This window comes from Terriglobia bacterium (genome assembly GCA_020072565.1).
Classification (GTDB): domain Bacteria; phylum Acidobacteriota; class UBA6911; order UBA6911; family UBA6911; genus JAFNAG01.
This window is the reverse complement of record JAIQGI010000040.1, coordinates 44,227-64,086: the sequence shown is the minus strand read 5'-3', so window position 1 is coordinate 64,086 and position 19,860 is coordinate 44,227. Positions and strand designations below refer to the sequence as shown.

At 60.2% G+C, this 19,860-nt stretch carries 11 protein-coding genes; 9 read left to right on the top strand and 2 right to left on the bottom strand.

What is annotated here, in order from left to right; all coding sequences use genetic code 11:
• Window positions 1-541 precede the first annotated feature (541 nt).
• Both LAP85_21310 and LAP85_21305 read left to right on the top strand, forming a co-directional pair.
• The gene (locus LAP85_21310) at window positions 542-2,950 is read left to right on the top strand and encodes a hypothetical protein (protein ID MBZ5498945.1); all 2,409 of its coding nucleotides are present in this window, start codon (window positions 542-544) and stop codon (window positions 2,948-2,950) included.
• 178 nt (window positions 2,951-3,128) lie between these two features.
• Window positions 3,129-5,306 (top strand): acylase, encoded by a 2,178-nt coding sequence (locus LAP85_21305; protein MBZ5498944.1) that lies wholly within the window; start codon window positions 3,129-3,131, stop codon window positions 5,304-5,306.
• An 86-nt stretch (window positions 5,307-5,392) separates the two neighbouring features.
• Here LAP85_21305 and LAP85_21300 read toward each other — a convergent pair whose 3' ends face one another.
• Window positions 5,393-9,739 carry an acyl-CoA dehydratase activase-related protein gene (locus LAP85_21300; GenBank protein MBZ5498943.1) on the bottom strand — a complete coding sequence of 1,449 codons (4,347 nt, stop codon included), beginning with the start codon at window positions 9,737-9,739 and terminating at the stop codon, window positions 5,393-5,395.
• A 470-nt stretch (window positions 9,740-10,209) separates the two neighbouring features.
• Between LAP85_21300 and LAP85_21295 the strand changes: the two genes are divergently transcribed.
• The 5 genes from LAP85_21295 to LAP85_21275 all read left to right on the top strand — a co-directional run bounded on the left by LAP85_21295 (window position 10,210) and on the right by LAP85_21275 (window position 15,725).
• Complete coding sequence (locus LAP85_21295) at window positions 10,210-11,940, top strand: amidohydrolase family protein (protein MBZ5498942.1); 1,731 nt, start codon at window positions 10,210-10,212, stop codon at window positions 11,938-11,940.
• A 489-nt stretch (window positions 11,941-12,429) separates the two neighbouring features.
• Window positions 12,430-13,050, top strand: coding sequence for a sigma-70 family RNA polymerase sigma factor (locus LAP85_21290; protein ID MBZ5498941.1), 621 nt, complete (start codon window positions 12,430-12,432; stop codon window positions 13,048-13,050).
• Window positions 13,047-13,856: a hypothetical protein gene (locus LAP85_21285; GenBank protein MBZ5498940.1), complete on the top strand. Its 810-nt coding sequence runs from the start codon at window positions 13,047-13,049 to the stop codon at window positions 13,854-13,856. The genes LAP85_21290 and LAP85_21285 overlap by 4 nt, the downstream gene beginning before the upstream one ends.
• A gap of 46 nt (window positions 13,857-13,902) precedes the next feature.
• The gene (locus LAP85_21280; GenBank protein ID MBZ5498939.1) at window positions 13,903-14,904 is read left to right on the top strand and encodes a hypothetical protein; all 1,002 of its coding nucleotides are present in this window, start codon (window positions 13,903-13,905) and stop codon (window positions 14,902-14,904) included.
• 161 nt (window positions 14,905-15,065) lie between these two features.
• Complete coding sequence (locus tag LAP85_21275) at window positions 15,066-15,725, top strand: Crp/Fnr family transcriptional regulator (protein MBZ5498938.1); 660 nt, start codon at window positions 15,066-15,068, stop codon at window positions 15,723-15,725.
• Between the two features lie 174 nt (window positions 15,726-15,899).
• Here LAP85_21275 and LAP85_21270 read toward each other — a convergent pair whose 3' ends face one another.
• Window positions 15,900-17,156, bottom strand: a complete 1,257-nt coding sequence (locus LAP85_21270) for a Xaa-Pro peptidase family protein (GenBank protein MBZ5498937.1) — start codon at window positions 17,154-17,156, stop codon at window positions 15,900-15,902.
• A 411-nt stretch (window positions 17,157-17,567) separates the two neighbouring features.
• Between LAP85_21270 and LAP85_21265 the strand changes: the two genes are divergently transcribed.
• Both LAP85_21265 and LAP85_21260 read left to right on the top strand, forming a co-directional pair.
• The gene (locus tag LAP85_21265) at window positions 17,568-19,031 is read left to right on the top strand and encodes a DUF4118 domain-containing protein (GenBank protein MBZ5498936.1); all 1,464 of its coding nucleotides are present in this window, start codon (window positions 17,568-17,570) and stop codon (window positions 19,029-19,031) included.
• Window positions 19,003-19,701 carry a response regulator transcription factor gene (locus LAP85_21260; GenBank protein MBZ5498935.1) on the top strand — a complete coding sequence of 233 codons (699 nt, stop codon included), beginning with the start codon at window positions 19,003-19,005 and terminating at the stop codon, window positions 19,699-19,701. The genes LAP85_21265 and LAP85_21260 overlap by 29 nt, the downstream gene beginning before the upstream one ends.
• Window positions 19,702-19,860: the final 159 nt, after the last annotated feature.

The following is a 19,860-nucleotide window of genomic DNA, read 5'->3' as shown; positions in this document are numbered from 1 at the left end:
GAGCATAATCGTGGTCGGTCCGCCCTTCAACAACGGAACAAGGAACCATCTCGAAAAATTGCACTCCCGGCTCTGGACAATGCTGGGGAATGCTCTGCACCCAAAATCGGGTGCAGACCAACTATAAGGGCCGCCAGTGAATAGGCCCGGCCGTCAGGCCGGGACAGGAATAGCTCAATATTGAGCGCCGAAGGTGCGACACAAGACATTGTGCCGGTCCTCGGACCTCAATTCTGTGACTCACGCAATCCCCGCCCTCACGGGCGGGGCTATGTACCGCCGGCGCTTCGCGCCTCCCTTTTCTGCATATCCTTTTCAGCACCCTGACCAGCTACGGCCGCTCGCTGTAGTTTCTAATTTAGGAATGCTGCTGTTTCGAAGGTGTCGGACAAGGGTAAATTCTCCAGGCCTGACACCGGTCTCTTTGCCCGAGACGAGAGGAGAATTCCGGTTCTACGCGCGCCAACCCATGCTATTCTCACCCCGATCGATTCAAGGCAATGATCCAGGTTCTAGAGCACACCTATCGGGGGAGGGACTTATGCGGCGAACTTCATGCTGGAGGGGCGCGATCGCGCTGGTTGCGTGCGCTGCGGCATTGGCGGTTCCGGCCATGCTCTCGCAGGTGCCGGCGGCAGGCAACTTCTCGTTTCAACTCAAGGCCTTCGGCAGGCACCAGGCGATGACCGCGGCCTCGCCCTACAAGACGCTTTCGTGGCAGTCGATCGGCCTGGCCAACAACACCGGCCGCCTGACTTCGATCGCTGTCGCTGACGACAACGGCCGGCGCACAATATATGTAGGCGCCGCGAGCGGCGGCGTCTGGAAATCCGAAGACCGTGGCGACACTTGGCGGCCCATCTTCGAGCGCGAAGCTACGGCGAGCATCGGGGACGTTGCGGTTGCGCCATCGGATCACAGTATCGTCTGGGTAGGGACGGGCGAGGACAACCTGTTTCGCGCCGGCATCGCCGGCACGGGCATCTACAAGTCAATCGATGCGGGCAAGACCTGGCGCCACATGGGCCTGACCGACTCCGGCACGATCGGCCGCGTCCTCGTGCATCCGACGAATCCGGACATCGTCTACGTCGCCGCGTCGGGCCACGAGTGGACGCCCAACGAGATGCGTGGAGTGTATAAGACGACGGACGGCGGAAGGACATGGACCAGGATCTTCTACCGCAGCCCGAACACGGACGCTGTGGACCTGGCGATGGATCCCTCGGATCCCGACACGCTCTATGCCGCAATGTGGCAGCGCGCGCGCAGGAAGTGGAGCGATCCGCGCGTCGAGCCGGGCTACAACGAAGGCGGCCTGTGGAAGACGACGGACGCGGGGAAGATCTGGACGCCGATCAACGACGGACTCACACCGGGCGAGTTTCGCGGGCGCGTCGGCGTCGACATCGCGCGCTCCAATCCGAACGTGGTCTACGCCATCATCGACAGCTACGACACGGGACGGCCCGCCAAGCCCAACGAATTGGACGCTTACAGGCGGCCGCTTCCGCCCGGCAGCAACATCATCAAGGGGCTCGAGGTCTTCCGCAGCGACAACAAGGGCCAGTCCTGGCGGAAGGTGAGCGGCCAGACGCCGCAGTCGGCGCTCGACATGATGGACCTCGGCGCTACCTATAACTGGGTGTTTACGCAAATCCGCGTCGACACGAAGGACGAAAACACCGTCTACGTCCTCGCATTGGGCGTTAGTGTGTCACACGACGGTGGCGCCACGTTCACGAGGTATCAAGGAGGCGGCGGTGACAACCATCGCATGTGGATCGATCCGGACGACCCGAAGATCACGTACGTCGCCGCCGACAGCGGTTTCCTCATGACGCTGGACGGCGGAGCCACGCGGCCGAAGAGCGCATCCGGCATCAACGCCACTCAGTTCTACAACGTGGAAGTCGACAACCAGACGCCGTTTTACATATACGGTTCCGTCCAGGATATCGGCAGCCGCCGTGTGTCGCTCGACCTGAGCAAGGGCCGCGACAGCCTGAAACCGCTCAACTGGCAAGGCGCGCCCGGCGGGGAGGGGAGCAACCAGGCCATCGATCCGACGGATCCCAACATTGTTTACTCGCACGGCTACTACGGCGACTTCACGCGAACAGATTTGACTCCCCAGCCGGCTGCTGCGGCAGCGGCGCCGGCCCGTGGGGGCGGCCGAGGCCGCAGCGGCGCATCGAAAAACATCCGGCCGCAGATCGGGCCGGGCGAGCCGGTGCTGCGCGCTCAATGGATGGCGCCGATCATCGTGTCACAGTTCGATCACAACACGATCTACGCCGGCTACCAGTACGTCTATCGCTCCCATGATCGCGGCGACACCTGGGAACGGATCAGCGGTGACCTCACCGACAACAACCCGGCGCAGATGGGCATAAATCCGTTTGCAATTCCGTATCAAACCATCACCCAGATCGCGGAATCGCCGCGGAAGGCCGGGCTCCTCTACGTCGGCACGGACGACGGACACGTCCACATGACGGTGAACGATGGCAAGACGTGGACGGAGCTGACGAAAAACGTGCCTCTTAAAACGCGCAAGTGGGTCTCGCGCCTGGTGGCTTCCAAGTACGACGACGCAACCGTGTACCTCGCCCAGCGCGGGCGCGAAGACGACGACTTTACTCCGTACCTGTGGAAGTCTACGGACTACGGCAAGACGTGGAAAAGCATCGTCGGGAACATCCCCTCGGGATCCGTCAATGTCATCCGCGAGGATCCGACCGTGCCCACTCTCCTGTATGCCGGTAATGACTTTGGCGTCTATGTCTCGACCAACGGCGGGCGGAAGTGGAATGTTCTGGGCGACAACCTGCCGACGGGAGAAGTGGCGGACCTGCAGATCCAGGCGCGCGACAACATCATCGTCGCCGCGACCTACGGCCGGGGCATGTGGGTGATGGACGCGCTGAAAGTTCGCGCGGTCAAGTGACCGAGGCGGGCACATTCATCCAGGGGGGCACCGGGCCGCTATCGCCGGCGCCCCGGTGGGCATCTCGCGGCGGCGAAGTCGTGGCGCTGAAGTTCGGAACACCATGTCCCTGCCGCCCAGGACGCGAGGCTGAACCGGCTCCGCGCACTGACCGGCGGGAGTCGTTGTTGGAGGATTTATGAGGAAGCTGATTTTCATTTTTCTCGCGGCATGCGCTTCATTTGCCTTTCAGGGGGCCCGTGGCCCGGAGGTTGCGCGCTGGGAGCAGCAGGCCCGAAACGTCACCATTATGCGGGACGACTGGGGCATCGCGCACGTCTTCGGGAAAACGGACGCCGACGCGGTCTTTGGCATGGAGTTCGCGCAGGCCGAAGACGATTTCAATCGTGTCGAGACCAACTACATCAACGCGATGGGGCGGCTGGCGGAGGCCGAGGGAGAGACCAGGATCTACCAGGACCTGCGCATGAAGCTCTTCATCAATCCCGACTCGTTGAAGAAGCAGTACGACTCGAGCCCGGCGTGGTTGAAGAAGCTGATGAACGCGTTCGCCGACGGCCTGAACTACTACCTTGCCAAGCATCCCGAGGTGAAGCCGCGCGTCATCACGAGATTCGAGCCCTGGATGGCGCTCTCCTTCACGGAAGGGAGCATCGGCGGCGACATCTCAAAGGTGAATTTAAGCCAGCTTCAGGCGTTTTACGGCAAGGGTCCGGCAAGCCAGCCGCCTGCCGACGATGAGCACGTCGAGGCGGAACCCGGCGGGTCGAACGGCGCCGCGGTCGCCCCCTCCAACACCACCGGGCACCATGCTCTGCTGCTGATCAATCCCCACGTCTCGTTCTTCTTCCGGTCCGAGTTGCAGATGGTGAGCGACGAAGGGCTGAACGCCTATGGCGCCGTGACGTGGGGGCAGTTTTTCATCTACCAGGGATTCAACGCCCGCGCCGGCTGGATGCACACTTCCAGCGCCGTGGACGATGTCGACCAGTATCTCGAAACGGTGGAGAAGAAGGGCGATCGCTTCTACTACAAGTACGGCAACGAAGAGCGCCCGGTCGTGGCGACCGAGATCTCGGTGCCGTACAAGACCGGCAACGGGATGGCCGAAAAGAAATTCACCGTTTACCGCACCCATCACGGACCCATCATCGGCGAAGCGAACGGCAAGTGGGTGAGCATCCGCATGATGCAGGAACCCGTGAAGGCGCTGACGCAGTCCTACACGCGCACCAAGGCGAAGGACTACAAGTCGTTCCGGCAGACGATGGAACTGCACACCAACTCGTCGAACAACACGATCTACGCCGACGCCGACGGCAACATCGCCTACTTCCACGGCAACTTCATTCCCAGGCGCGACACGCGCTTCGACTGGACCAGACCGGTCGATGGCAGCAACCCGGCGACGGAGTGGAAAGGCCTGCTTTCGGTCGACGAGACGCCGCACCTGCTGAACCCGGCGAGCGGATGGCTTTACAACACCAACAACTGGCCGTGGTCCGCGGCGGGGGAGAGCAGCCCGAAGAAGGCGGACTATCCCGTGTATGTCGACAGCGGCAGTGAATCCGCCCGCGGGCTCCACGCGATCCGGGTCCTGCAGAACAAGAAGGACTTCACGCTCGACTCGCTCATCGGCGCGGCGTACGACAGCTACCTCACGTGGTTTGAGAAGCCGATGCCCGCGCTGATCAAGGCCTGGGACGACACGCCGGCCGCGAATCCCTTAAAAGACAAGGTGGCTGAACAAATGAAGCTCCTGCGCGCGTGGGACCTCCGGTGGGGCGTGACGTCGGTTCCCACCTCGCTCGCGGTGTTCTGGGGCGATGATGTCCAGCGGCGCGTGGGCGCGGCGGCGAGACAGGCGGGGATGCCGGCCCCCGACTACATCGGCAGCGGCAAGGCGCCGGCGGACATGCTCCTGCAGTCACTGGCGGCGGCGTCCGACAGACTCGCGGCCGACTTCGGGACCTGGAAGACGCCGTGGGGCGACATCAATCGATTCCAGCGGCTCACAGGCGATATCGTTCAATCGTTCAACGACGCTGGGCCGAGCATCCCCGTCATGTTCACGTCGGCGACGTGGGGCTCACTCGCCGCATTCAGCGCGCGCGCGTACCCGGGGACGAAGAAGTGGTACGGCACCAGCGGCAACAGCTTCGTAGCCGTCGTCGAGTTCGGCGACACCGTGCGGGCCCGGGCCGTGACCACCGGCGGCGAGAGCGGCAATCCCGCGTCCCCGCACTTCAATGATCAGGCGACGCGGTACAGCGCGGGCGCCCTGAGGGAGGTGTACTTCTACCGCGCGCAACTGAAGGGTCACACCGAGCGCGAATACCATCCCGGAATCTCGTGATGTCCAACAATGCGCATGCAGCGCCGGCGTAAGCGAGAGTAAGAACGGCCGCCTCCGCAGCGAGAAGATAGGTTGTGTGTTGAGGCTCAGCTCACGCCGGCGGTGCGGCGGTGCTGGTAGCGGGAGTGGACTTCGAAAGCGAAGTTCTCAAGCAACTGCGGGTCAAGGGGGTCTCCATTGACCGGGAGTGTAAGTACGAGCGCCTTCTCCTGCTCGGCGATGTGAAAAAACTGAGCTTCTGCGATCTTGGTCGGCATGCACTCCAGTGGCCCGAGGTTCACAACACCATCGATCCGGTTATTGCGCCATTCAGACAGGGCGTAACCCAGTGTGATCACCGCCTCTCCCAGAAGGTCCTTGCGCAGATAGGCGGCGGCGGTGGCGACAGATGCAGGCACAGGAGCGTGAAAGTGGCAGCCCATCTGATCTGCATAGATCCTGGAAGCCACCGCAATGATGCGCTGCTGCATGGCACTTCGGAAGCGCTCTGACAGTCCCGGCCGGCGATCCGTTATTTGCCCCAGATAATCGGCATATTCGAGCCATTCGAAAAACGGCGCCAGCCGCGCGCGCATCCCGTGCTTTTCCAGCTTGTCAATAATGAAATCATTGGCGAAAGGGTTGAGGCGAACGTAAATCTCACCGACAACTGCGACCGTGGGCATGTCCTCCTTGCCTCGAACCCTGGCAAATTCCGCTGTCGCACTTCTCATCAGATCCGCCAGCCCGAAAAGCCGTCCGGAGGCAACCTGCCAGATCACGTCCGCCATGGAGGGCCGCTTTCCGGTTTCTCTCTCTACCAGCGCCTGCAACTCGCGCATGTGCTGTTCGTAGACGGCGGCGGCGGCCCCGGATCGGGTCTCGGTCGGGCGTGTCGCGAGCAGAGCCGCCAAAAGCAGATCTGACGCGACGATGGCACTCAAGAACAAGCCGGGGAAGCCCGGCGGAGCTTTCTCGAAATAGTCCGAATCCTCCGGAGAATAGATGCGGATGCGATCCCTCCAGCCGAGCCGCTCCAGCGTGAGCTGGTTCAGCAGGTTGTACACTCCGAACCGGCAGGGCCCGCGGGCGCCCGGCATCAAGACTACGAACCGGTTCCGGGTGTTCTTCTCCGATTCGAGGCGGCCGAGCAGGCTGCCCAAAATCAGGCAAATCGGCACGCACTCCTTGCCGGAGGTGTAACGCCGGCCGAGTTTCAGCATGGCGGCATCCGGTGCAGGCAAGACTTCGGCATGCAGACCAAGCCCGCGAAATGCGGCCGCAGCGACCTCGGAGCCTCGGCCGAGCCCTGCCACCAGCAGGCATTCATCCGGACGAACCTCCATCAGGCCCATTGGCTCGAGTTGGAGCCGCGAAAAATCGTTGGCCGGCTTGTGCCCGTCCAACCGCTTGAGATCCTCGGCGACACAATACAGAAAGGCCTCGATCCTGGTTTTGGTGCCGGCGTCGCCGGAGTGGCCATCGGTTTCGATAATGGCGAAAGGCTTCCCTTCCATGATGTACGCACAGAAGTGCAGATTGAAACTGTCGGGTCCGCAGGAATAGTTGCTGCAGTAGACACCATAGACTTCTCGAGAGCGCCGGACCTGATGGGCAGCGCGCAGGATCCTTTGACCGTATCCCCAATACATGCCATCGAACGCAGGCACATCCCCGCTGACCGGATAGCAATCCAGGGGGATAGCCAGCACCCCCTGCTCGCGCAAAACCACCGGCACATTCGAGTTCAGGACCTTGTTATAGATTGTGTACGGTCGCCCCAGAACAATGATGGCGGGTAGTCTGCGCTCGGCGCAGAAAGACAACGCTCTCTGTCCGATCTCCAGGCAGCCTTCATCAAACCGTTGCTGGACGGCCAGCGCAACCTCATGCGCCGCACGCCACCGGTCGTTGTCCGCGCCCAGATCCCGGGCGAGGTGCTCGCAGCTCGTAAGGAACTCGCGGGAGCGAAGATTGCCGTGCCCCATGTTGATTACGGGCGTGACGATTTTGCCGGCATACTTATGTTTGAGATTCCACTGCAGAATGTCGCTGCTGCCTTGAACGATCGGGCACGTGTTCGCGTCTCTATCGCCGTTATTCCGCGGGAGGCCGCGAAGCATGGGCAGGAAAATAAAATCGCCGCCCTCGTCGGACATTTGGCCCGCAATGCCGTGATAGAGCTGCATCGGCGCGCAGAAGGAAACGTTGGCCTCCTGGATACCTCGCTTGAGCGCGGCTTGATCTGCGCCTGTGCTCAACACCGGATCGAATCCCAACTCATGCAGGAAAGCGACGAAGAAAGGCAGCAGCCCCCGGAGTATGAACTCATTGGTGATCGACACCGTTTTGAATCCGCGGCGTTCGATGAACGGCTGTATCAGGTCACGCACCAGGTCTTCACGCTCCCGGAATGGATCCGGCGACAGGTCGGGCAGCTTCTTCTTCCTTGTCCCTTTGTCGTAGAGCGAGCAAGCCCCTCCCCATGAAAAGCGCTGCTGTGTGCCGGCGACCACGGTGCGGATGGAATCGATCTTGCAGAGGTTCCCCGCGCCACCGCAGCCACGGGTCGATTTGCAGACGAAGGTCTCCTTCCCCTGAATCTGCGCTTCCAGGAAGCGGGTCGGATTCGACGGCGTGTTTTCGCGCCCGCGCAGGGCCCGCTGCGTCAGGAGGGCGATGCCAAGGGCTCCTACCGTACCGGGGTTGGGAGGCACGATCACTTCGCTGCCGGTTTGGCGCGCCACCGCTGCTGCCAGGGCGTCGGCTGAAAAGGGCATGCCCTGGCAGAATATGACTTTTCCCGTCGAACGGTTGCCCTTCACCCTGTGGAGGTAGTTCTGGATAATCGAATCGTACAGGCCGGCGATGATCGAGTTTTGATGCACGCCGGCCGCGACCGCTTCATCGATGATCTCGGCCATGAACACGGAGCAGTGTTGCCCCAGCGAGACCCCGTGGTCGGCGGCGACCGCTTCCCGGCCGAGTTGGGCGACGTCGCGGTAACCCGAGAACCTCTGTCCTTGTTCCTCGATGAATGAACCCGTGCCGGCGCTGCACGCTTCATTCATGGCGCTGTCGACGATCCGGCCCTCTTCCAGGCGGATGTATTTGGCGTCCTGGCCGCCGATTTCAAAGATCGTATCCACACGCGGATCGTAGTGCATGGCCCCCTCCGCATGGGCCGCAATCTCGTTCAGGATGAAAACGCAACCTTCTCCGTAGCAGGAGATCAGGAGCGAGCCCACGATCTCACGCCCGCTTCCGGTGACGCCAAAACCCACGATCCGGTCCTCGTCCCCATGCTGGTCGAGGAAGTGTCCCAGCAGCGCCTGCGCCGCTCCGACCGGATCGCCGCTCGTCTTCCGGTAGCCTTCCCAGGCAGTCTGGGAACTGGAGACATCCAAAGCGACAAGTTTGGAACCCGTCGAGCCGATATCGAAGCCGAGGATCAGATCCAGCGGATTACCGTTGCGCTGCACCATCGGGACAGACTTGCGCCTCCTGACAAGTCGCAAAGAGTCGGCCAACGTGGGAAGTTTTTCCAGTGTTTCCTCGGCCGGCTCGGCAATCAACTGAGATAGAGCAGAAACTCCCCGACCCGTCGTTGAGGCCGCTACAGCTGCACCGATGGCTTCGAGGAACAGCGCCTCGTCCGGAGGAAGCGATCGCAGCCTCATTCCATTCCCCTCAAGAAACTCCGCAAAGACTCTCTGCACGCGTCGTGACCGGCTCACCCCGCCGATCAGCGTGACATCGGGGGGAGTGGTCCCCGGTTTAATCAGTGTGAAGACGTTCTGGCAGACAGCGTCAAACAGACCCGCCAGGATCCTGGCCCTCTGTTCGCCTTTGTTGGCCAGGTGTGTCATGTCCGTCTTCAGGATAACGGGACAGCGGCCCGAGAGCGGTGCCGGGTCGTTTACGTCGGCACAGAGTTCGGAAGCCTCCTCGATGGAGAGAGCGAACCGTTCCACGAGCTGCCTGAGGAAATTGCCCGTACCCTGGGCGCAACGGCTGTTCTCCCTGAGCACTTCCAGCCCGCTGGCACGCAGTTCCAGGACGGCAAAGCCGTGGTTGCCAAGTGAGACAATTGTTCCCGGTTGGTCATCGACAAGGAAACGATAGCCATAGGTCATGGCTCGCTTGGTGGGCACGCGCGGGAGATTCACATGGCGGCTGAGCCGTCCGCTGACTGCCGCACCTTGAACCTTGTTCCAGTCCCATTCATCGAGAATACGCAGAAGAGCAGGCCCCGGATTCTTCGCATGTTCTATGAGCGTGCGCCGCATCAACCGCAACGATCCGTCATGGCGCACCAGTTCTACAGCCTTGAGCGTTTCCGCCCCGATGTCAATGCCGACAAACCGCTGAGGCGAGGTTTGGACGGCATCAGCGTTGGAGTTTTCAAGCGCTGCGCAACACTTCCCCTCGATTTTTTCCGGGGAGTCATCCATGACCGCAACCCGACCTGACAGATAATCCATTCATTATAGCCCAGGTGACTGCGAGAGTAACAGAAACCCGACACCTGGCGCTGCCTGCAGTCCGGCCAGAATTTGGATGCCTGCCCGTAACAACAGACAACACCCAGTTGTCTCGTTTCATGTCCGTCCCTGATCCGACGGCGATCCCATACCCGATATTGAACAAAGCGTCGTTTGCAGGTGAGATCTTACAGGAATTAAGGAAATCTTCAACGATCCAGTCGGCAGCACGATTGCCTCTGAACTCTCCGAGCCCCCGCTTCGCTGCGCGCGCCGGCGTTTATCCTTTGCTTTTCCTCAGAATCTTTGAGACAGCGGCTTATGCAAAAAGATATGCTCCTGCCCAGGGAATTGACTTATCATGCGGAAGCCGATGCTGTCAGGCCGCCCGGCCTTTGCGGTCTTGGTTCACCCTGCCTTGGTTGAAAAGGAGCGTGCCCATGAAATCCTGCCCAAGAGTCATCAAGGTAGTCCTGGCTCTCGTTTTTCTGACTTTCTTTTTCTCCCTCGGAGTCCCGCAGGAGCGCACTGCCGGGTCTTCTGCGGATCTGGTCATCAGGAATGCCAAGATTGTCACGATCGACAATGATCATCCCCGCGCGGAGGCGATTGCGGTTAAGGGGGACAAAATCGTCGCGGTGACCACGAATCAGGCGATCGGGAAATATATCCAAGCGGGGGCAACTCAGGTCATCGATGCGAAGGGGCGCCTCGTGATCCCGGGATTCAATGACGCCCACGCTCACTTCGGCCCGCTGGATCCCGACTATGTCGATCTGCGCTACGTCACCGATCCCAAAGTCATCACGGAACGCGTGGCTGAAAAGGTCCGGGGGGCGAAGCCGGGCGAAATGATCCGCGGCGGCCACTGGGAGCACGAGATGTTCTATAACCGGCAATGGCCCACCAAGGAATTGCTGGACAAGGTTGCTCCCGACAATCCGGTGGCTCTGGACAGGGCGGACGGCCACTCGGTTCTGGTCAACAGCTTTGTGATTAAGAACTCCGGCATTACCAAAGGGACGCCCGATCCGCCCGGCGGCGAAATCCAGCGCGATCCGGCCACGGGCGAGCCGACGGGTATCTTCAAGGAATCGGCCAGGGCGCTCTTGAAATACGGCGCCGTACGCGTCCAGAGGACTCCCGCTGAAGAGGAGGCGCGAACGATGAAGGGGTTGCAGGATGCCCTCGCCATGGCCGCGCGGCTCGGCGTGACCTCGATCCAACTGCCGCCCGGCGGCAACTTTGACAGGTACCAGAAATTCCTCGCAGACGGGAAGCTGACGGCTCGCGTCTATATCGGCGGATCGCTTACCGATAACGCCCAACAACTCGCGCGTTACGATGAGCTGAGGAAGAAATATCCTGCGGACGGGGATTGGATCCGTTTTGGATATCTCAAAGGATACATCGATGGGACTCTCGGATCGGGAACTGCCTTGTTGTTTCAGCCCTTTGCCGATGAGCCCGGCAAGACGGGCCTGCCGCAGATGTCCTACGAAGAGCTGGAACGCCGGATCGTCGCTGCCGACGCCAAAGGCTTCCAGATCGGCATCCATGCGATCGGGGACAAGGCCAACAACTGGATCCTCAATGCCTACCAGAAGGCGCAGCAGGTCAACGGCGAGAGAGACAGCCGCCACCGGAGCGAACACGCACAGATCCTGATTGCAGCGGACATCCCGCGGTTTGCCCAGCTGGGTGTCATTGCTTCAATGCAGCCCACCCACTGCATCACCGACAAGCGGTTCGCCGAGAAACGCCTCGGACCGGAGCGCTGCAAGACAGGCGCATACGTATGGCGCAAACTGCTCGATGCCGGGGCTCATGTCGCCTTCGGCACCGACTATTCGGTCGAGCCGCTCGACCCCCTGGAAGGGCTCTACGCCGCGGTGACGCGCAAAGACCGCAAGGGCGAGCCGGGCCCCGGCTGGTTTCCGGATCAGATCCTCACTATGGAGAAGGCGATCGAGCTCTACACCCTGCAATCGGCATACGCCGAGTTCATGGAAAACCGCAAAGGGATGCTCAAAGCGGGATATCTTGCCGACATGGTGATCTTCGAAAAGGACCTCATGACCATGCCGAAAGAACAGATCATGAAAAACCGGGTCGATTTTACCGTGGTCGGAGGTAAGTTGGTCTACAAGCGGGACGGTGCCCAGTATTAATCATGAATCCGAGGTGAACCACAAAATCGACGGTGCGGAATATCCGCGACCCAAAGCCTCAACGCAGAGGCCGCAGAGGATCTTCGCTTCTGCATGACTTTTTTCCGCGACCTCTGCGACCTCTGCGTTGCTCTCTCGCTTTTCTTGCCTGATTGTAGAACATCAATCCCTGAGGCCAATCTACGGAGCCGTCGTCGGTTCCGTGAAGGATCAGGAAGGGTGTCTTGATCCTGGGGGCGTCATAGATCGCCGCCTGGCTCTCTAAGAGCGCATGGTTCTCCCACGGATTAATGCCGATCCGGACCTGCCCCAGTTCGGTGATGCCCTGCTGCACCGTTCCCGTGCTCTTGTGGAGTTCATCATTCGAACGAAGCCGGCAGCGCGAAGCCGCAGTATTGCAGCGATCAGGGAAGAAAAAATGGAACCAATCGAGTGCTGTGCGTGAAATACTAACTGAAGCGAGCCCGGGGAATTTCGAGAAGCCGGCAAATGGCATTTGAAGACGCGAGCGACATCCAACTGTATCAACTGGCATCGGCCGGAGAAGAAGCTGCGTTTGTGGCTCTTTACCGGCGCTGGCAGGGAAGCATCTACCGTTTTTCCCTGCGCATCGGCAGTTCGGCATCGATGGCGGAGGATGTCACACAGGAGGTTTTTCTCGCGCTGATGAACGGCGCGTCGGGCTTCGATCCCGCGCTTGGTTCGTTTTCATCCTATGTGTACGGCATTGCACGCAATCACGTCCTGAGGCGGGTGACCCGGGAACCGGTCTTCGCGACGATCGATCAGGATGCCGAAGCGGATCAGAGGGATCTGCACAAAGCGCGGAGCATACCCTCGGATCCTCTCGGTGAGCTGACCCGTCGGGAGATGATCGAAGCGCTGAACCGTGCTGTAGCGACACTCCCGCTTCGCTATCGTGAAGTTGTCGTTCTGTGCGAGCTTCAGGAACTTAGCTATGCCGAAGCAGCGCGCGTGGTTGGTTGCCCCGAGGGGACAATTCGCTCGCGGCTGCACCGGGCACGCATCCTGTTGGTGGAAAAGCTTCGTGAGAAAACAAAAGAGGATTCCCGCGCATCCGGGATAGAACCCGCGAGGTGCTTGCTATGAACTGTCAGCGCTTTGAATATTTGATAACGGATCTGGCCCGCGAGTGTGTGCTGGAAGAGTCCATACGCTCGCAAGCGCTGGCGCATGCTGAGTCCTGTCCCGGTTGCTCAGCACGCCTGGTGCATGAGCGCGCATTGAGTGCAGCCCTCAAGCTTATGGCCGCGGATCCCGGCGAGGCGCCCGCGCATATCGAGGCGGCCCTGATTTCGGCATATCGGGCACGCACTGAGGCATCACTGCCCGCGGCCTCTTCGCGGCCAGGTCGGCGAGTTTTGTCGATCGGATACTGGGGCATTGCCGCCGCCCTGGTTGTGGCACTTTTGGGAGTTACGACTTTCCGGCTGCTGCGTATCAACCAGCCTGACGAAACCAGGAGCCCGAGATCAGCGCTGCCGATAATATCTCCGGCGCCTCCCCGGCAAACCGCGAGAGACGTGGCGCCCGAGCGCATAGAGCCCAAGGCTGTTCCGGCCCCCGAGGCTGCAAATGCGAACCTCTCAGTGAAGCAAGCCGCTCCCCGCTCCACGATTCCCAAGGAACCGCCGGCGCCGGTCGAGATCGCATCCGATTTTATTCAGCTTGCTTCGAACGCCGAGCTTTCCTCTATGGAAAGCGGGCAGCTGATTCGAGTGCAGTTACCCAGAAACGTGATGGCATCCTACGGGATTCCCGTGAATCAGGAACGCGCGGACGAACCGGTCACGGCCCAGGTTTTGATTGGCCAGGACGGGTGGGCGCGCGCCATCCGCTTCCTGAACAAAACACATGCAAGTATTGTCCAGGCCGGCAACGAGCCCAAGCGCTAGCGCCGGTCCGCCTTCATAAACGTATGTTTTGAAAAGGAGACAGAACATGAAGATTCAGAAGTATTGGCGATTGGCCCTCGGGTTGATGGCGACTCTTGCACTGACCATCTATGCCGGAGCACAGGCAAAGCCCGAAGGACAGCAGATAGCGAAGGCACAGGTGAGGGCTGCCGTGGAAAGCAACATGATGTTGCCGGGCCAGACTGCAACCTTCAAATTCGTTGAATCGGAGATGGGCTTCGAAACCAAGCTGGTCAAAGGAGTGCCCTTTTCGGCGGATACTGTCACAGAATTCACGCAGACTCTGAGCAACGGCCAGCATCTCTATCGGAAAACGACGGCTGCGCTCTATCGGGACTCCGAAGGGCGGACGCGCCGCGAGCAGTCGATCGAGGTCATGATGCCGTATGTTTCCTCGGGTGCCGCACTTCAGACCATCTTCATTAATGATCCGGTGGCAGGAGTGAGCTACACCCTCAATCCTGAGGATCACACCGCCACCAAAACGACGATTTCCATTTCGTCGGACCCGAACTCTCCGGCTGTTATTTCCTACTCTTCTGCGGGGGATGCCGGCGTATTCGTTAAGAGGGTCGAAGGAATTCAAGGTGGCGTCGTTGGCGGCGTTTCCGGGGGAGTCGCCGGTGGCATTGTCGGGGGAACTGCCGGCGGCGTTACTTTTGTCGCACCCCGTGCCGTCTCAGGGAAAATTGATCCCGTCTCCGAAAGCCGAACCGAAGCCCTGCCTGCGCGCATGATCGAGGGAGTCGAGGCGGTCGGCACACGGACCATTGATATCATTCCCACCGGGGCGATCGGCAACGATAGTCCGATTGAGATCGTCTCGGAACGATGGTATTCCGCCGAGCTGGGAATGGTGGTCAAGACTGTGCGTAACGACCCCAGATCGGGCGAGAGTGTTTACCAGCTCAAAAACATCAGAAGAAGCGAGCCTGCTCCAAGCCTGTTTCAGGTTCCTGCCGATTACACAATAAAAGAAGGGGGCGCCATAAGGATTCAGGCCATAAAGAAAGACGGCAACCGCTAAACCTAAACCAGGGGATACCCCTCTTTTACAGTCGATGTGCAGTCACCGGCCATTCTGAGTGGAACATGGGAATGTCCCTTCCCAGCTCCGCGGTTCTTCACGGCGCGACAAGTAGGCAGCTGGCGACAACTGCGATAAACTGCCTGCTGCAGGGACGGGCGATGAACACTCACTTGATCATCGATCAAGCGCGCTTTTTCGAGGGCATTTCCGGCGCAAGCAAGGAGGCGCTGGCTAGGCTCTGCCTGCCCTGGGAGCGGCGGAAAAAGGCGGTGCTCTTCCACGAGGGCGATGCCGGCGAGGCCATGTTTCTGCTGGCGCGCGGACGCATCGGATTGCACAAGTTGACCCCCGACGGGCGCGAAGTGGCCATCAAGGTCATCAAGCCCGGCGAGGTGTTCGCCGAAGTGACCCTCTTTGAGGAGAAAGTCTATCCAGTCACTGCCGTGGCGCTGACCGATGTCCTCGTGTTCAAGCTTCCGCGCCGCGACCTGCTCGGCCTTCTGCGGCAGGAGGATTTCCGCAACGACTTCATCGCCATGTTGCTGCGCAAACAGCGCTATCTGGCGGAGAAGATCCGGCAGTTGACCAGCCAGGACGTCGAGGAGCGCCTGCGCGCCTTCCTGCACGAACAGTACGGCGAAAGGGAACGGATCACGGCCGAGATCAACAAAAAGCAACTGGCGGCGGCGATCGGTGCCGCGCCGGAAACCCTGTCGCGCCTGCTTCAGCAGCTCAAGCGCCGCAAGTGCCTGGTCTGGAAGGAGGGGATTATCAGCACTACCCCTTCCTTCTGGCGCGGCAGGAACGAGGGGCACTAAGGCAGAGGTTAAAGTTGCAGTCCCTTCATGGGAAAATGCCCGGCAATGCACCCGGGCAGGCAAGCCGGAGAAAGAAACCGCCGGGACTCCAAGACGCAAGGGGCTTCGGCTTCTTGTGCGCCTTGGGGTCTGGGCGGTCAGGTTTCACTCTGAGGACGGACGTTCCAGTGGGTCTTAACTGCTGAACGGCTGATCAATGGCGAGAGCTTCCATGCCTCCGAGGAAGCGTGCTCCATCCTGTGTCACGACAAAGCAGTCTTCCGTGCGTATGCCGAACTCCCCGTAGATATAGATTCCCGGCTCATCGCTGAAGGTCATGCCCGGCTCGAGCTTCAACTGGTTCCCCTTCACGAGGTAAGGGTACTCATGACCCTCCATGCCGATGCCGTGACCCACGCGATGGGCGAAATACTTATACCCCGGACCGAATCCCGCATCCTCGACCACCTTGCGTGCCGCGGCATCCACCTGTTCACAGGGCACGCCGGGCCTGGCCGCCTTCAGCGCCGCCATCTGCGCTTTCTTGACAATGTCGAACACCTGCCGGTGGCGGTCGGTCGGCCTGCCGAAAACCACCGTGCGGGTGACGTCGGAGCTGAACCCTTCAATATTGCAGCCGCCGTCAACCATGACGGCGTCCCCTTCCTTGAGGGTGCGCACCACGCGGGAACCATGGGGAAACGCGGTGTTCAGCCCGAATTGCGGCCCGCCGCTTCCGCTCACTCCCATCTGTCGGTGCGCCGCACTGATGGCGCTCGACAGGTCTCCCGTGCTCATGCCTTCTTTCAGGCTCTTGAAGCCCTGCTGGTATGCGAGCTTGGTGATCTTGTTCGCCAGCTCCATGAAAGCGATCTCTTTTTCTGTCTTGATGCCGCGACAGCCTTCGGTGATAACTGCGCCATGGACGAGTTGAAGATTCGGGGCATCCTGTCGAAGTCCAAAGGAATGGAAGCTCCGCACCTGCGGCCCCAGGCCGAGCCGGCCGCTGCCCGCGCCGAGGTCCTTCATCACGCCGGCTATCAGCTTGTATGGGCTTTCGTGCTCCTGCCAGGCGCGAATCTCGTGGTTTGGCGGAATGGTTTCCTTCCACATTTCGAGTTCGAACGCCGGCACAACCCAGACCGGTTTTCCCTTTCTGTTTAAAATCGCTCCGGTGGTGCGCTCACTCACACCGGCGCTGACACTGGTGAAGTACCTCATATCCGGACTGCCGATGAGGAACAGACCGTCGATCTGGTGCTCTGTCATCAGCCGGCGAGCCTTTTCCTGCCGCGCCTCATAGTCCTCAGGCGTGAGCGGTGTCACGCCTGCGGTCATGTTTTGCAGACGTGATTGCTGCTCTTGTGCGGCGTGGGCAAAGAGGCGGCCGGCAAAGCCCGCTGAAGTGACCGAAAGACCGCCAAGCGTTAAGAAACTCCGGCGAGAAACCATGCTGCCTCCTTGCTGTCGGAAATTACCGAAGTGCAGTTACGCTTCACAGCACCAACTCCGGAACAAAATGCTCCCCGTCCGTGCTCGCTGCTATTTCTATCTTGAGAAGCCTGGGAGGACAAGGGAAATCGGGGCGCCCTCGAATTTCGCCCTCGCTCGGGACGGCTGGTCTCCGCCGAAGGCTGTTTACAACTGTCTTTCTCTCAGGCTGTGATGTAGCAAGGCGAACATTAATTTTGGCTTTTCCCGCCAGCGGGCATCATCTGCAATGAGTTGCCGAATTTCTGGAAAAGCGGGAAGAAGCAGGCCAGAAGCTGGAATACGAAATTTGCTTGCGCGACATACGGCACCTATTCACTCGACGCCCTGGGGTCTGCGGACTACAATATGCCGCGGAGGTCGCGTAGAACCTTGAAATTACATCCGATCAAGTTGCTGGTGTCGCTCGCGGGGCTGGCGGCAATCACATTTGCGGCACACGCGATTTCCGTCAACTCTACGACGGTGGGACTTGCCTATCTGCTGCTGGTGCTCGTCCTTGCCAGTACCTGGGGATTCCTCGAGGCTGCTGTGGCCTCGATAGGAGCCACTCTCACTCTTAACTTTTTCTTCTTGCCGCCGCTTGGGACCTTTACCATTGCAGACCCGCAGAATGTAGTGGCCTTGTTCGGCTTTCTAACCACCGCGCTGATCGCAAGCCGCCTATCGACGCAGGCGAAGCGGCGGGCACTGGACGCCATCGAACGGCAGGAGGATATCGAGCGGCTTTATACGTTCAGCCGTGCTATCCTCCTGATCGGAAGCCTCGATTCCTTCCCCGCGCAACTGGTGCGCAAGTTGCAGGATATCTTTCAGTTCAGCGGCGCCGTGCTGTACGAACGCCGCACGGGAGAGTATCATCGCGCCGGTCCGTCTGACCTCGAAGGTTTGAATGATCAGCTTCGAGATGCCGCATTGCTTGGTACGTCCTTTTCGGACGTGCCGCTGCATCGAACTGTTACGGCGATCCGCCTCGGTGCCGAGCCCATAGCAAGCCTCGCGATCCAGGGGGCGCGCATGCCGGATTCCGTGCTGCAAGGGATCGCCAATTTGGTAGCGATCGGTCTGGAACGGGCGCGTGCCCAGGATCTCGCGCATCAGATCGAAGCTGCGCGGCAAAGCGAACAGTTGCGCACTACACTCATCGATGCCATGGCGCACGAGTTCAAGACTCCCCTGACGTCGATCAAGGCTGCGACATCTTCGCTCCTGGACAATCCCGACCAACCGGTGGAAAGCCGCAAGGAGCTCCTCAAAATTGCCGACGAAGAAGCGGGACACCTGGAGAGCCTGATTGACAATACGGTGGAAATGGCCCGGCTGGACACGGCGCACATCAAGGTTCAGCCGGAGTTGTCCAGGATGAGCGATCTCGTTCGCGAGGTGGTTGGCTCCATGCAGACGGCACTCGACAACCGGCCGATCGAGGTTTCCTGCGGCGAGCAGCTTCGCACCAGCGCCCTGGACCGCCGCCTGATCAAGCTTGCCTTGAAGCAACTTTTGGATAATGCCTTGAAGTATTCCTATCCCGGCACACCGCTCACGATCCGTGTCTATGACACCGACGACGCCGTTGCCGTCGAAATCACCAATCGTGGACAGGGGATACCGGCCGATGAACAGGGCCGCATTTTTGAAAGGTTCTACCGAAGCCCCGCCGTGCGGCACAGCATACCGGGCTCCGGCCTCGGTCTGACCATATCGCAAAGCATTGTGCGCGCTCACCAGGGGGATCTGAGTGTGGTGAGCCGTCCCGGCGAAACCACTTTCCGGCTGATCTTGCCGGCGCAATTTAAGGAAAACGAACTTGAGCGCGGGTCGCATTCTCGTCATTGATGACGAACCTCAAATCCGGCGCATCATGCGGACCACGTTGGCGAGCGCCGGATTTGAAGTGGAGGATTCCAGGACAGCCGAGGAGGGTTTCGAAAAAATCCGCGCGTTCCGCCCGGACCTGGTTCTCCTGGACATCAACATGCCCGGCATGAACGGCATGGACGCTTGCCGCATGATCAGGGCTGACTCGAACCTCGCCATAATCATGCTGACCGTGCGGGATTCCGAGGTGGACAAGGTTGCGGCTCTCGATGCCGGTGCGGACGATTTCGTCACCAAACCTTTCAGCACGCCCGAGCTTCTAGCGCGCATCCGCGCCGCGCTCAGGCGCGTGCCGGCCGCGCATGCGTTGCCCGCCAGGATTCGGGTTGGGCAGCTCTTGATCGATTTCAATGCACGGACGGTTTCGACCGGCGCCGAACCTATCCACCTGACCCCAAAAGAGCTGGACCTGATCCGTTACCTTACTCTCCACCCCAATCAGGCACTGCCCCACCGAGAATTGCTGCAGGCGGTGTGGGGGCCCGATTATGGTTCCGAGGTCGACTACCTGCGCGTTTTCGTCAAAAACCTGCGCAAAAAAATCGAGCTGAATCCCGAGAATCCCCAGTTCATCACGACCGAGCCCTGGGTCGGTTACCGCTTCAACGGCCTGCCGGAAAATTTATAAACTCTTCCTGGATTTTCCACGGATTCTTCCTGTCTTTCACACGAGTTCTTCAGGGCTTCCGATATATGCTCTTGCCTTGATGGGAACGGAGTGAATTCAATGTTCGACCTGTTTTACCTCGCCGCAGGCTGCCTGTCCCTGGTCGCATGCTGGGCTTTC

Coding starts and splice junctions, on each gene's coding strand:
- LAP85_21305 (MBZ5498944.1), top strand. CDS start 3,129: ATGAGGAAGCTGATTTTCATTTTTCTCGCGGCATGCGCTTCATTTGCC.
- LAP85_21275 (MBZ5498938.1), top strand. CDS start 15,066: ATGAACACTCACTTGATCATCGATCAAGCGCGCTTTTTCGAGGGCATT.
- LAP85_21285 (MBZ5498940.1), top strand. CDS start 13,047: ATGAACTGTCAGCGCTTTGAATATTTGATAACGGATCTGGCCCGCGAG.
- LAP85_21295 (MBZ5498942.1), top strand. CDS start 10,210: ATGAAATCCTGCCCAAGAGTCATCAAGGTAGTCCTGGCTCTCGTTTTT.
- LAP85_21270 (MBZ5498937.1), bottom strand. CDS start 17,156: ATGGTTTCTCGCCGGAGTTTCTTAACGCTTGGCGGTCTTTCGGTCACT.
- LAP85_21290 (MBZ5498941.1), top strand. CDS start 12,430: ATGGCATTTGAAGACGCGAGCGACATCCAACTGTATCAACTGGCATCG.
- LAP85_21310 (MBZ5498945.1), top strand. CDS start 542: ATGCGGCGAACTTCATGCTGGAGGGGCGCGATCGCGCTGGTTGCGTGC.
- LAP85_21280 (MBZ5498939.1), top strand. CDS start 13,903: ATGAAGATTCAGAAGTATTGGCGATTGGCCCTCGGGTTGATGGCGACT.
- LAP85_21300 (MBZ5498943.1), bottom strand. CDS start 9,739: ATGGATGACTCCCCGGAAAAAATCGAGGGGAAGTGTTGCGCAGCGCTT.